Origin of the sequence: Clostridium malenominatum, from assembly GCF_039521365.1 — a bacterium.
Classification (GTDB): Bacteria; Bacillota; Clostridia; order Clostridiales; family Clostridiaceae; genus Clostridium_AW; species Clostridium_AW malenominatum.
Genome location: NZ_BAAACF010000001.1, coordinates 559,499 through 573,086, shown reverse-complemented (window position 1 = coordinate 573,086; position 13,588 = coordinate 559,499). Strand labels below are relative to the sequence as shown.

At 32.5% G+C, this 13,588-nt stretch carries 9 protein-coding genes; 1 reads left to right on the top strand and 8 read right to left on the bottom strand.

What is annotated here, in order from left to right:
* Window positions 1-16: 16 nt before the first annotated feature.
* The 8 genes from purF to hflX form a co-directional block, all read right to left on the bottom strand.
* A complete protein-coding gene (gene purF / locus ABDZ69_RS02845) occupies window positions 17-1,426 on the bottom strand; it encodes an amidophosphoribosyltransferase (RefSeq protein ID WP_343766324.1) in 1,410 nt (469 codons plus the stop codon).
* Window positions 1,426-1,905, bottom strand: coding sequence for a 5-(carboxyamino)imidazole ribonucleotide mutase (gene purE, locus ABDZ69_RS02840; protein ID WP_343766322.1), 480 nt, complete (start codon window positions 1,903-1,905; stop codon window positions 1,426-1,428). The genes purF and purE overlap by 1 nt, the downstream gene beginning before the upstream one ends.
* 11 nt (window positions 1,906-1,916) lie before the next feature.
* A complete protein-coding gene (locus ABDZ69_RS02835) occupies window positions 1,917-5,639 on the bottom strand; it encodes a phosphoribosylformylglycinamidine synthase (protein ID WP_343766319.1) in 3,723 nt (1,240 codons plus the stop codon).
* A 199-nt stretch (window positions 5,640-5,838) separates the two neighbouring features.
* Window positions 5,839-6,735 carry a nucleotidyltransferase domain-containing protein gene (locus tag ABDZ69_RS02830; RefSeq protein WP_343766316.1) on the bottom strand — a complete coding sequence of 299 codons (897 nt, stop codon included), beginning with the start codon at window positions 6,733-6,735 and terminating at the stop codon, window positions 5,839-5,841.
* A gap of 126 nt (window positions 6,736-6,861) precedes the next feature.
* Entirely contained in the window at window positions 6,862-7,080 is a 219-nt protein-coding gene (locus ABDZ69_RS02825; protein ID WP_343766313.1) for a hypothetical protein, read from the bottom strand.
* 73 nt (window positions 7,081-7,153) lie between these two features.
* Complete coding sequence (locus tag ABDZ69_RS02820; protein WP_343766310.1) at window positions 7,154-10,597, bottom strand: pyruvate carboxylase; 3,444 nt, start codon at window positions 10,595-10,597, stop codon at window positions 7,154-7,156.
* A 268-nt stretch (window positions 10,598-10,865) separates the two neighbouring features.
* Window positions 10,866-11,027 (bottom strand): rubredoxin, encoded by a 162-nt coding sequence (rd, locus tag ABDZ69_RS02815; RefSeq protein ID WP_343766307.1) that lies wholly within the window; start codon window positions 11,025-11,027, stop codon window positions 10,866-10,868.
* A gap of 87 nt (window positions 11,028-11,114) precedes the next feature.
* A complete protein-coding gene (gene hflX, locus ABDZ69_RS02810) occupies window positions 11,115-12,893 on the bottom strand; it encodes a GTPase HflX (RefSeq protein WP_343766304.1) in 1,779 nt (592 codons plus the stop codon).
* A gap of 159 nt (window positions 12,894-13,052) precedes the next feature.
* Between hflX and hpt the strand changes: the two genes are divergently transcribed.
* Window positions 13,053-13,580, top strand: coding sequence for a hypoxanthine phosphoribosyltransferase (gene hpt, locus ABDZ69_RS02805; RefSeq protein WP_343766301.1), 528 nt, complete (start codon window positions 13,053-13,055; stop codon window positions 13,578-13,580).
* Window positions 13,581-13,588 lie beyond the last annotated feature (8 nt).

The following is a 13,588-nucleotide window of genomic DNA, read 5'->3' as shown; positions in this document are numbered from 1 at the left end:
TACTCATAATTAATACCTACCTTTCTTCAAGATGGTCTTTTGATACTTCTAAAGGCACCGATACTGGATATATTCCATCGAAACATCCAAGACAAAATCCCTTTTCTTTTCCTAAGCTATTTAATAAACCTTCCTTGCTTAAATATCCTAAGGAATCACAGCCTATCTCATTTTTTATTTCTTCTACGCTCATCCTAGCTCCTATAAGTCCATCTCTATGTGGTGTATCTATTCCAAAGTAACAAGGATATTCTACCACTGGAGCAGCAATTCTAAAATGTACTTCCTTTGCCCCTGCTCTTTTTAAAAGATATATCAATTTTCTACTAGTAGTTCCCCTAACTATGGAGTCATCTACTAATACTACCCTCTTACCTTGAACATTTACCTTTAATACATTTAGTTTTACAGTAACGGCTTTTTCCCTCATTTCTTGAGTGGGAGCAATAAATGTTCTACCCACATATCTATTTTTTATAAACCCAACACCATAGGGAATTCCTGATGCTTGAGAAAATCCCATGGCAGCAACCAACCCTGAATCAGGTACACCTATTACTATATCTGCATCAACAGGATGTTCCTTAAATAGTTCATGCCCTGCACTAATTCTTGACTCATATACATCTATACCATCGATAGTAGTATCTGGTCTTGCAAAATATATATATTCAAAGGCACAAGTTTTACAATTGGTTTTTTCGTGATATTTAATAGATTTTAATCCATCTTCATCTATTACCACCATTTCTCCAGGTTCTACATCTCTTATAAACTCTCCTCCGATAGAATCTAAAGCACAGCTTTCTGAAGATAATATATAACTATCCCCAATTTTTCCTATACATAATGGGCGAATTCCATAAGGATCTCTTATTCCTATTAACTTATCTTCTGTTAAAATCACAATAGCATAAGATCCTTTAATAGCTTGCACCGCATCTAATAAGGCTTTTTCAATTCCCTTTTTATATGCTCTAGCTATTAAATTAATAACAACTTCAGAGTCTATAGCAGTTTGAAAAACACATCCCCCATCTTCTAATAAGTCCCTAATTATATCTGCATTAACTAAATTTCCATTGTGGGCTATAGCAAGGGATCCTAATTTGAACTCACTTAACAGGGGTTGTGCATTTAAAATATTACTTGCCCCTGTAGTAGAATACCTTACATGACCTATAGCAATGTTTCCTTTTAATTTATTTAATTTATTTTCATCAAATATTTCACTAACCAATCCCATACCTTTTTCAATTTTAATAGTGTTCATATCTGAAACTGCTATTCCACCACTTTCCTGACCTCTATGCTGAAGAGCATAAAGGCCATAATAGGTGATAGTAGCCACATCTAAATTATCCTTAGAATATATTCCAAAAACTCCACATTCATCTTTAAATTTATCATCTTCAAGGAACATCATTATATCTCAACTCCTTGACCATTTTCTTTTATAAACTTTTCTTTCATGTTGACTCTATAAGCTTTTAACTTTTCTCTTAAATCATCATATTTGATGCTTAATATTTCTACTGCTAACATTCCTGCATTATAGCTATTATCAATAGCCACAGTAGCTACTGGTATGGATTTAGGCATTTGTACTATAGATAAAAGTGAGTCTAATCCATCTAAAGCAGCTTTTATTGGTACCCCAATTACAGGTAGTATAGTTTGAGAAGCTATTACCCCTGGTAAATGAGCTGCAAGACCTGCTCCTGCAATAATTACTTCCACACCACTAACTTCTAGTTCACTTAAAGTTTCGCTTAACTTTTCAGGTACTCTATGAGCTGAAAGAACGTGAGCAGTATACTCTACACCAAATTCCTTTAAGGCATCAGCAGCCCCCTTCATTTTTTCTATATCTGATTTACTTCCAAAAATAATTGCAACCTTCATATTACTACCTCCTATTTAAAATACTCTATACCAGATTCAAATATAAATTGTTCTTTATCACCCCAGATATTTTTTAAAATATCCTGTCCTTTTCTTTCAGAGTGACCCATTTTCCCAAGTACTCTTCCGTCTGGACTAGTTAATCCTTCCACAGCATACATAGAACCGTTTGGATTAAATTTTATATCATAACTTGGACTATTGTTTAAATTTACATACTGTGTAGCTACTTGTCCCTTTTCAATAAGCTCTTTAATCATTTTCTCTGGAGCAACAAATCTTCCTTCTCCATGAGAAAGGGCCATTGTGTGAACATCCCCTACCTTAACCTTTGAAAACCAAGGGGAAAGATTAGATACAATCTTAGTACTTACAGTTTGAGCTACATGTCTTCCGATATTGTTATAGGTTAGTGTAGGAGAATTTTCTTCCATATCAACTATTTCTCCATAAGGTACTAGCCCCAGCTTTATTAATGCCTGAAAGCCGTTACATACTCCTAACATTAATCCATCTCTATTCTTTAATAATTCCATTACACTTTCTTTAATTTTAGGATTTCTAAATACTGCTACAATGAACTTTCCTGAACCATCGGGTTCATCCCCAGCGCTAAATCCTCCAGGTATCATGATTATATTGGATTTTTGTATCTGTTTTACCATAGCTTCAATTGATTCTTCTATTTCTTTTAAATTTTTATTTCTAAATACTAATGTAGAAACTTCCCCTCCAGCTTTTTCAAAAGCTCTTGCAGAATCATATTCACAGTTTGTACCAGGAAATACTGGGATGAAAACTCTAGGCTTAGCTATTTTTATAACCGGCGATACCTTTATTCCCTCTTTATATAATTTTTCTTCTATCTCCCCTTTAGGTTCCTTAGCTTTTGTAGAGAATATACTCTCTAGAGTTTCTTCATAAGAAGTTAAAACTTCCTTTAAATCTATATTTACATCTCTAAATTTAATTTGGAAATTTTCAATGGTTTCTCCTATCACCACTAAATCCTCTGCATTAAATTCATCTTTTATTTCTAAAAGAATTCCTCCATAGCTTGGAGCAAACAACTCTTCTTCACTGATATTTAATGTAAATTTAAAACCTATTTCATTTCCAAAGCTCATTTTACTTAAAGCTTCTACTAATCCACCATATTTTATACTTGAAGCTGCCAGTACTGCTCCCTTATCTATTAAATCCTTTACCTTATCATAATTATTTATTAGGGATTTAAAGTTTGCAGTTTCATCTTCCAGTCTAATATGTGGCAACCAAATTACTTTACTGCCTGCTTTTTTAAATTCTGGAGACAGTGCCTTTCTTACATCCACTGTAGTTACACCAAAGGAAATTAAAGTTGGTGGTACATCTATATCCTTAAAAGTACCTGACATACTATCCTTTCCTCCAATGGAAGCCACGTTAAATTCTCTTTGAGCTTTTAACGCTCCAAGTAGAGCCGCAAAAGGTTTTCCCCATTTTTCAGGTTCTTTATTTAATCTTTCAAAATACTCTTGAAAACTTAGCCTTGCTTTTTTATAGTCCCCTCCTAAGCACACAATTTTAGTTAAGGATTCTACTACTGCATACATAGCTCCATGATAAGGGCTCCAACTTGAAAGCCTTGGATTGAATCCAAATGTCATTATAGAGCCTGTATTTGTTTCTCCTTTTATTAGTGGAATTTTTGCCGCCATTCCTTCTATAGGAGTTCTGCCATATTTACCACCTAGAGGAGCAAGTACCGTTCCTCCTCCAATGCTAAAATCAAATCTTTCCACCAATCCTCTTTGACTGCATATATTTAGATCACTTAAAAGCTTTATCCAATCTTCTTTAATGTTTCCACTAATTCTTTCTTTAGTTACATTATTAAAGAAATTTTTCTCTTTCTTTGGTGAAGTCACTTTTACATCAGCATAATCTCTCGCTCCATTGGTGTTTAAAAAATCCCTGCTTAAATCAACTATATAGTTTCCTCTCCAACTCATTTTTAATCTGTTATCATCGGTAACTTCTGCCACTACAGTAGCCTCTAAATTTTCTTCATTGGCATAGTATAAAAACTTTTGAAGGTTTTCTTTTTCTATAACCACTGCCATTCTTTCTTGGGACTCAGATATAGCAAGCTCTGTTCCATCTAATCCTTCATATTTTTTAGGAACTAAATCTAAATTAATTTCTACCCCGTCGCATAGTTCTCCAATAGCTACAGATACACCACCAGCTCCAAAATCATTGCATTTTTTTATGATTTTACTTACCTCTGGATTTCTAAATAATCTCTGAATTTTTCTCTCCATAGGAGCATTCCCCTTTTGTACTTCAGCACTACAAGTCTTTATAGATTCTTCAGTATGCTCCTTTGAAGAGCCTGTAGCTCCTCCACATCCATCTCTTCCTGTTTTTCCACCAAGTAAAAGAATTAAATCCCCTTTCATTGGCGCTTTTCTTACCACATTCTCCTTTGGCGCTGCCCCTATAACTGCACCAACTTCCATTCTTTTTGCCACATATCCTTCGTGATAAATTTCTGTCACTTGTCCTGTAGCAAGTCCTATTTGATTTCCGTATGAAGAATATCCGCTAGCAGCACCTAATGTTATTTTCCTTTGAGGAAGTTTTCCTTCAATGGTGTCCTCTACCTTCATCTTTGGATTTCCACTACCTGTAACCCTCATGGCTTGATAAACATACGCTCTTCCTGAAAGAGGATCTCTTATGGCTCCACCAATACAAGTTGCTGCTCCTCCAAAGGGCTCAATTTCTGTTGGATGGTTATGAGTTTCATTTTTAAACATTAAAAGCCAATCTTCTTCCACGCCATCCACGTCTACTTTTATATTAATACTACAAGCATTTATTTCTTCTGATTGATCTAGATCATCTAATAAGCCTCTTTTTCTTAGCTCTTTCATTCCTTTTGTAGCTAAATCCATCAGACAAGCAGGCTTGTCCTCATCGTAATTATAGGTATCTTTTATAGATGTTGTATAAAATCCATCTTCTATTTTTACATTTTTGAAAATTGTATGAAAGGTAGTGTGACGACAGTGGTCTGACCAATAAGTATCTATAACCTTCATTTCAGTTATAGTAGGATTTCTTTTTTCTTCATTCTTAAAATAATTATGAACAAATTTAAAATCTTCTATGGTCATGGAAAAGTTCTCTGTTTCTTTTAGATTTGATAATTCTTCTTGTTTATATTCTATAAAATTTTCTAAGACTTTAACATCTTCCACATAATTACATGGCATTGTCAACGTCTTTGGCTTTTGAATAGATATTTCACCAGAGTCTACAGCATTTATATAATAACTTTTAATTTTTGCAAATTCTTCTTCACTAATAGAGCCATTTAAAATAATAACCTTTGAGCTTAAAATTTCTATTTCTTTACCAATTAATAAATTCACACATTGAATTGCAGAGTCAGCCCTTTGATCAAACTGTCCTGGCAGATAGCTTACAGCAAAGATTTTATCTTCTTTTGAAAAAGAGAATTTCTCTTCATAAACATTGTCCACATTTCTCTCAGAAAAAACTACATTCTTAGCTACTTCATATTCTTCGTTATTCATTCCTGACATGTCGTAACGATTTAATATTCTTATACTTTTTACTTCTGCTATGTTTAAATTTACTCTTATGTCTTGTAATAGTTGTTCTCCTTCTAAATTAAAACCTTCTTTTTTTTCTACAAAGAGAGTTCTTATATGGTTACTCACTATAAATCACCCCTAAAATATATCTTCAATTTGATTATAATATAAAAAACCTATAAAATAAATAGTTTTTACGAATATTTATTTTATTTATAGCTATATATTTCATATTATAACGAATATTAATCATTTGTTCGTTTTATATATTTCTTATTTTAAGGATAATAAAAAGCTACCTTATTTCTAAGATAGCTTTTCATCATTAAAGAAAATATACATTTTCTTTGAATAAAACCTTTCCGTCTAGAGTTTTATAATCTCTAGTATCCTTTTTCAATATACCCTTTTCACATAATTTCTCTAATATTGCCTCAATATGTATGTCAAAGTTATTGAATAATGTAGATTTCTTAATATCTTCACCACTTACTAAGGCATCTTTTTCCTTTATATATTCTAGCAGTATAGAAGTTAAATTTTTTAAATTCAAATCAATATTTTCCTCTACATATTTTATTAAGTCCTCAATAGAAGTATCTACTTTTTCCTTATTAAAAAATAAATTATCTACCTTTTCTTTAAACTTATCATTTAAGTTAACAGCCATTATCATAGCGTCTTTACTTATCATATATCCTACAGAGTTTACATACAATTTTGCATACTCCTCTGCAGTTTTAATAGCGGAAGAATACGCAGTATATACTCCATTATTATATAGATATTTTTTACATACACCTATACTTTTTAATAAATTTCCCAAATATACCATATTCCATCTTTCTCTATCTACATCTGGGTAATATCTTCCATTATCATAGGTATGAGTTATTTCTTGGTCTCTAGAAAAAACCAACCTAGAAGAGGCAAATATTCTATGCATATATCCTCCTTTCAAATCCTCATCGTACATTTGAATAAGTTTAGACTTGCTCATTAGCTTTATATGCACAGGTACTCCCTTTTCCTCTGTATATATGTTTCTGATGCTAGACATCTTTTCTTTTGTAATTACGAATAAATCTATGTCTGACTCATCCCACAAATCCCCAGTAACCACTGATCCAAAAACCATAACGGCTAAAATTGAGCTATTCCCCTTCAATTTTTCCACAAGACCATTAAAAGCCTTTTGATATTGTACTATGGTTTTCTCCATATTTGTCCCCCCTAATATTTTATTAATGCCACCTAAATTAAATTCTATTATATAATATTAGCCACTGCATATACAATACCTTTTCAGAAAAAATGAATTTTTTCCTTCATTTAATGCAACTTTTCATTATACACTTACTTTTTTAATGTTTTTTCTTTCTAATTTTCTACAATTTAAGCATTCAAAGAGATGTAGACAATTTCCCTCTGTATCAACTACTGGATGTTGGGGACCATAAGGATCCATAAACTCTTGAACTCTTCCTTTATCTACCATCTCTCCATTACACTCGTTACATTTATAAGTTATCATATCCACCTCATTACAAATAGGACATACTATCATATCTATCTACTCCTTTTTGAGCATTAATGAAAAATAGAGCTAGCATTATTATATACTGCTAGCTCTAAAAATATTATATTGATGATAATTTTACTATAAGCTGAGAAGCTTTTACAATTTGACCTTCCTTTACATAAATTCTCTCGACTTTTCCTGCTGTAGAAGCCACTATATTTGTTTCCATTTTCATAGCTTCAACTACAGCTATATTTTGCCCTTCCTTTAGCATATCTCCCTCTTTAATTAAAAGTTTTACGATGGTTCCAGGAATGCTAGCTCCAATTTGTAGTTTATCCTTTTTATTTACAAACTCGATAGTTTTCTCTTCTTTCAAAGCAGACATTTTACTAGATTTTTCCTCTACCTCTATTTCTCTTCTATTTCCATTAACCTCAAATACTAAGGTTCTCTTACCTGTGTTGCTTAGTTTACCTATTTGTAATAGCTTTACAATAAGTTTTTTACCTTCACCAATTTCTATTTCACTGGTTTCTCCTTCTCCTAGTCCATGAAAGAATACATCACTACCCATGTGACTTAGATTTCCGTACTTATCTAAATACTTTAAATAATCCTCATAAACCTCTGGATAAAGAGCATAACTTAATATTTCCTTATCTGTAGCTTCTTTATTATAATTATCCTTAAGGTGTTGTTTGATTTTTAAGAAATCTTCATCAGGAAGCAATTCACCTGGTCTCACATTTATAGGATCTTCTCCCTTTAGCACTAATCTTTGCAAATCTTCTGGGAATCCACCCTCAGGCTGACCCATCATCCCCTTAAAATAAGCTACCACTGAATCTGGGAACGCCATGCCATAAGCCTTTTCATATATATTATCAGGAGTTAAGTCATTTTTCACCATGAATATTGCTAAGTCCCCTACCATCTTAGAGGATGGAGTAACCTTCACTATATCCCCTAACATATAGTTTACTTTTCTATACATTTCCTTAATCTCATTAAATCTATAACCTAGTCCGAAGCTCTCTATTTGGGGTTTCAAATTTGAATATTGCCCTCCAGGAATTTCATACTTATAAATTTCCGCCGATCCTGATTTTAAATCCGATTCAAACTGCGCATAAACCGGTCTTACTGCTCCCCAATAATCAGATATCTTTTGAAGGTTATCTAGTTTTAACCCTGTATCTCTTTCAGTATTTTCTAGGGCTGCTACTAGGGAATTTAATGCTGGCTGACTTGTTAATCCTGCCATACTACTAAAAGCAGTATCCACTATATCCACTCCCGCATCCGCTGCCATTAATATGGTAGCTACTCCATTACCAGTAGTATCATGGGTATGAAGATGTATTGGAATTGATATCTCTTCTTTAAGAGCTTTAATCAATTTTGCTGCTGCATAAGGTTTTAATAGTGCAGACATATCTTTTATAGCAAGAATATGAACTCCTGCTTTCTCAATTTCTTTAGCCTTATTTATATAATATTGAAGAGAATATTTATCCCTTGAACTATCTAATATATCTCCAGTATAGCAAATGCATCCTTCAACTACCTTGCCAGCCTTTAGCACTTCATCTATGGCAACTTCCATTCCTCTAATCCAGTTTAAAGAATCAAAGACTCTAAACATATCTACTCCTGAGCTGGCCGCCTCTCTTATGAAGCTTCTTATTACATTGTCAGGATAATTTTTATATCCAACACCATTTGATCCTCTAATAAGCATTTGAAGAAGTATATTAGGAACTTTTTCTCTAATTTTTTCTAACCTTTCCCATGGGTCTTCCTTTAAGAATCTATAAGCTACATCAAAAGTAGCTCCCCCCCACATCTCCATAGAAAATAAATCCTTTGCTAGTATGGATTGAGCCTTTGATATTTTAACCATATCCTTAGTTCTCATCCTAGTTGCCATTAAGGATTGATGAGCATCTCTCATAGTTGTATCTGTTATAAGTAATTTCTTTTGATTTTTAATCCAGTTAACTAATCCTTCTGCTCCTTCTTCCTGAAGTATTTGCTTAGTCCCACTTAAAGGAGAATCTAAGGTCAGTTTGGGAACCACTGGGACGTCAAAGCTTGACTTGTTACCATGGGTATCGTTAACTACTTTTTCTCCTATATACTTTAAAAGCCTTAGTTCTTTATCAGCCTTAGGAGATATTTCAAACAATTCTGGGTTGTCAACTATGAAGGTTGTGGTACACTCTCCATCTAAAAATGTTGGATGGTTTAACACATTTATAATGAAGTCTACGTTGGTTTTTACCCCAGAAACCGTTAATTCTTTAATAGATCTAATAGCTTTTCTTGCTGAATCATAAAAACTTCTAGACCAAGCTGTAGTTTTTACTAAAAGACTATCATAATAAGGGCTGATGATAGCACCAGTAAATCCACTTCCTCCATCAAGTCTTATACCAAATCCAGAACCAGATCTGTAAACATCTATTCTTCCAGTGTCCGGAGCAAAGTTATTCATAGGATCCTCTGTAGTAATTCTACATTGTATGGCGTATCCTCTAGTTTGTATATCGCTTTGAGATTTTATCCCGATCTCTTCACAGTCTAATGAATATCCTTGAGCTATAAGTATTTGGCTCTGGACAATATCTATACCTGTTATCATTTCAGTTATAGTATGCTCTACTTGCACCCTTGGGTTCATTTCTATAAAATAGTGATTTCCATACTTATCTACTAAAAACTCTACAGTTCCAGCATTTACATATCCCACTGCTTTAGCTATTTTCAAGGCATCTTCACAAATTACCCTTCTTTTTTCCTCTGGTATTGAAAAAGCTGGTGCAAATTCAATAACCTTTTGGTGTCTTCTTTGGATTGAACAATCTCTTTCATGCAGATGTACTAAATTTCCCTGCTTATCACCTAAAACCTGTACCTCTATATGCTTAGGTCCCTCTAAATATTTTTCTATAAACAAACTATCTATTCCGAAAGCTTTTTTTGCTTCTTCTTTTGCACTTCTAAAGGTGTTAATTAAATCCTCTTCATCCCTTGCAATTCTCATACCTCTACCACCACCACCAGCTGAAGCCTTAATCATAACAGGATAGCCACAAAGCTTTGCTATGTCCAATGCCTCCTCTTCGGTAGCTATAGATCTATTAACTCCAGGGATTGTAGGAACACCTACTTTTTTAGCAATAATTTTTGAGTTGATTTTATCTCCCAAATACTCCATCATTTCTGCAGTTGGCCCTATAAACTCAATGCCAGCTTCAGCGCACTTTTTTGCAAACTCAGGGTTTTCAGATAAGAATCCATAACCTGGATGTATAGCATCTACTCCCTTTTTAATTGCTAAGCTTATAATTTCGTCTATGCTTAAATAGGCCTCTACAGGCCCTTTATTTTTACCAATTTGATAAGATTCATCAGCCTTCGTTCTGAAAAGACTGCATTTATCTTCATTTGAATAAATAGCTACGGTTCTTATGCCTAATTCTTGACAGGCTCTAAATACTCTTATTGCTATTTCCCCTCTATTTGCTACAAGAACTCTTTTAAATTTATTTACCATATTTTCAGCCCCTTTAATTTTTACTAATAAATTAATATTTACTATTATATATACGTTTAAAGTTCCATATAGCCATTATATATGAAAGTAATTTTTTTTTCAATTTCATTTTTCATAAATTCATTGTTATTTTTATTATTATTTTCTCCAAGAAATAAGCTTTTATAAGGATTTTTCATTTAGTTAAAATAATATCAAAATTAATATTGAAACGGATTACAAGAATAACTTGCAAAAATAAAAAAAGGATGGTTCAACCATCCTTTTTTTATGCTTCTTTTTCGAAATCTTCTTTTCCTACTCCACATAGTGGGCATACCCAATCTCCTTGTACTGCTTCGAAAGATGTGCCAGCGGCTACTCCGTTATCTGGATCTCCTATAGCTGGGTCATAAACATATCCACATACTGTACAAACATACTTATCCATAATTTCTACCTCCTATGTATAATATTAGTATAATAATTTTACCATACTTATTATGATTGTAAAACCATATATTAAAATATTAATATTCTAAACTAGATAGTTTTTACATTTATTGTAAGTTTTTTCATTAACTTCAGCATTTATGTAAGTACCTTCTTCTCTATATTCTTCAAAGTTTATTCTAGCATTGTTATGAAGATAAGATACTGTTGCTCCATCCGTATATGGTATTAAGTACTCTACCTTAGTTAATTTATTTGGAAGTTTATCTTCTATATTTTTAATTAATTCATTAATATTTATGCTCTCTTTTGCTGAAATCTCTATATAATTTTTTCCCTGGAACTTTTCTCTTATTTCTGTTAATTTCTCTTCACTAACCTTATCTACCTTATTTAATACTAATAAAGTCTCTTTATTTAAAGCCTCTATCTCTTCTAAAACTTTATTCACCGCTTCTATTTGCTCTTCATAGTTTTCTAATGAAATATCTATAACGTGTAAGAGCAAATCTGCATAAATTACTTCTTCTAATGTGGACTTAAAGGCTTCTACTAAATCATGAGGAAGTTTTCTTATAAATCCAACGGTATCTGTAAGGGTAGCTACTCTGTTATCTGACAATAATATAGCTCTAGTAGTAGTATCTAAGGTTGCAAAAAGCATATTTGCTTCAAAAACTTTTTCCTTTTGAGCTCCTTCTTTTGCTGGAAACATACTATAAATAAGATTTCTTAATGTAGACTTTCCTGTATTAGTATACCCCACAAGAGAAATGTTAGGAATTTCGCTTCTACTTTCCCTTTGAGTTTCTCTAACTTTTTTTGCTTTCTCCAGCTCTTTTGATAAATCATATATTCTTTCTTTTATATGTCTTCTGTCTGTTTCTAGCTTCTTCTCTCCTGGTCCTTTAGTTCCTATTCCTCCTCCCATTCTTGAAAGAACAGTCCCAAGTCCCATTAATCTAGGAAGTCTATACTTTAATTGAGCTAGCTCAACTTGAATTTTACCATCCTTACTCTTTGCCCTCTTTGCAAATATCTCTAGTATTAAAGTAGTTCTATCTATTACCTTTACTCCAATAAAATCCTCTAAATTTCTAACTTGAGAGGAACTTAACTCATCGTCAAATATTACTAAGTTCGCAGCTCTAGCTTGGCGTAACATAGCAATTTCTTCTACCTTTCCTTTTCCCACATAAAAGGCGGAGTCAATTTTAATTCTCTTTTGCAAAATTTTATCTACCACAACTACATTACAAGCCTTTGCCAACTCCTCTAATTCCTCTAGACTTTCCTCTGTTTCAACTCCAACTAAAATAGCTCTTTCACTTTCATCTTCTTCTATATTATTTACTTCTAGTATTTCTTCTATGTACTTTATTTTGTCTAATAAATCAAATTCTATAGCTTCCTCTGGTGAATATTTCTTTGTCATTTCATAAGTTAAAACATTGTTTTCTATGTTGCAAAATCCAAAGGTTATATCTGTAGTGCCAAAAGAATCTACTCCTATTGCTACAATACAATCTAATTTTAGTTTTATTAGAGCAGAGGTATCTAAAGCTGATAATCTAGAATTACCATTAGGATGAGTATGGATCACCCTTATACCAGATAGTCTTTTTTCTTTAATATCAATCATAGGCATTTCCACAGAAGTGCTATCCCCTAGAGCAATACTAATAACATTACCTTTTCTATCAATAGCAACGCTTACTTCTCTTTCCAGTTCACGAGTTACTTCCGAAATTTCATACATTAACTCATAATTAAAAACTTCATCTTTAGGTATTTTAAAATCATATAAACTTTCTAGTCTTTCTAGAAAAATATTCTTTACTCCATCAACATTACCTTTTATCATATCATCATCTCCTATTCAACTTCCACCATATGATTATTATACTACAAAAGCCTTTGCATTATAATATAATCCACTAACTCCTTGACAACCTTCCTATTATTTTATACTATAAAAACAATATTGAAAATAACATAAAGATTTGTTAGATGGAGGTCTAATATGGAAGATAAAAAAGAAAACATATTAATTTCTACAGAGGAAATAAACGCGAGAATCAAAGATATGGGTAAAGTAATTTCAGAGGATTATAAAGGTAAGAAATTATACGTTCTTTCTCTATTAAGAGGAAGCTTTATTTTTACTGCGGATTTGGTAAGAGCTATAACTATTCCAACTCAAATAGGTTTTATGACAACTTCTAGCTATGGTCACTTAGAAAACTCTAGCGGCCAAGTTAATATAGTAAATGATATTCCTGACAATGTAGAAGGATTAGATGTATTAGTGGTTGACGATATTGTAGATACAGGTATAACTATGGAACATGTAATTAATCATGTTAAAAGCTTAGGAGCTTCTTCTGTAAAGTCTTGTGTACTTTTAGATAAGCCTGAAAGAAGAGTTGCCTCTATTTCTCCTGACTATTGCTGCTTCGAAATACCAGATGTTTTTGTAGTTGGCTATGGATTAAACTATGGAGATTATTACAGAAATATTCCTTATGTTTTTAACTGGGAAGATAAATAAAGAAAATT

What these genes read in the sequence shown, in the direction of transcription:
- ABDZ69_RS02825 (WP_343766313.1), bottom strand. Translation starts at nt 7,080, where the DNA reads ATGATAGTATGTCCTATTTGTAATGAGGTGGATATGATAACTTATAAA.
- purE (WP_343766322.1), bottom strand. Translation starts at nt 1,905, where the DNA reads ATGAAGGTTGCAATTATTTTTGGAAGTAAATCAGATATAGAAAAAATG.
- purF (WP_343766324.1), bottom strand. Translation starts at nt 1,426, where the DNA reads ATGATGTTCCTTGAAGATGATAAATTTAAAGATGAATGTGGAGTTTTT.
- ABDZ69_RS02820 (WP_343766310.1), bottom strand. Translation starts at nt 10,597, where the DNA reads ATGGTAAATAAATTTAAAAGAGTTCTTGTAGCAAATAGAGGGGAAATA.
- ABDZ69_RS02830 (WP_343766316.1), bottom strand. Translation starts at nt 6,735, where the DNA reads ATGGAGAAAACCATAGTACAATATCAAAAGGCTTTTAATGGTCTTGTG.
- hflX (WP_343766304.1), bottom strand. Translation starts at nt 12,893, where the DNA reads ATGATAAAAGGTAATGTTGATGGAGTAAAGAATATTTTTCTAGAAAGA.
- hpt (WP_343766301.1), top strand. Translation starts at nt 13,053, where the DNA reads ATGGAAGATAAAAAAGAAAACATATTAATTTCTACAGAGGAAATAAAC.
- rd (WP_343766307.1), bottom strand. Translation starts at nt 11,027, where the DNA reads ATGGATAAGTATGTTTGTACAGTATGTGGATATGTTTATGACCCAGCT.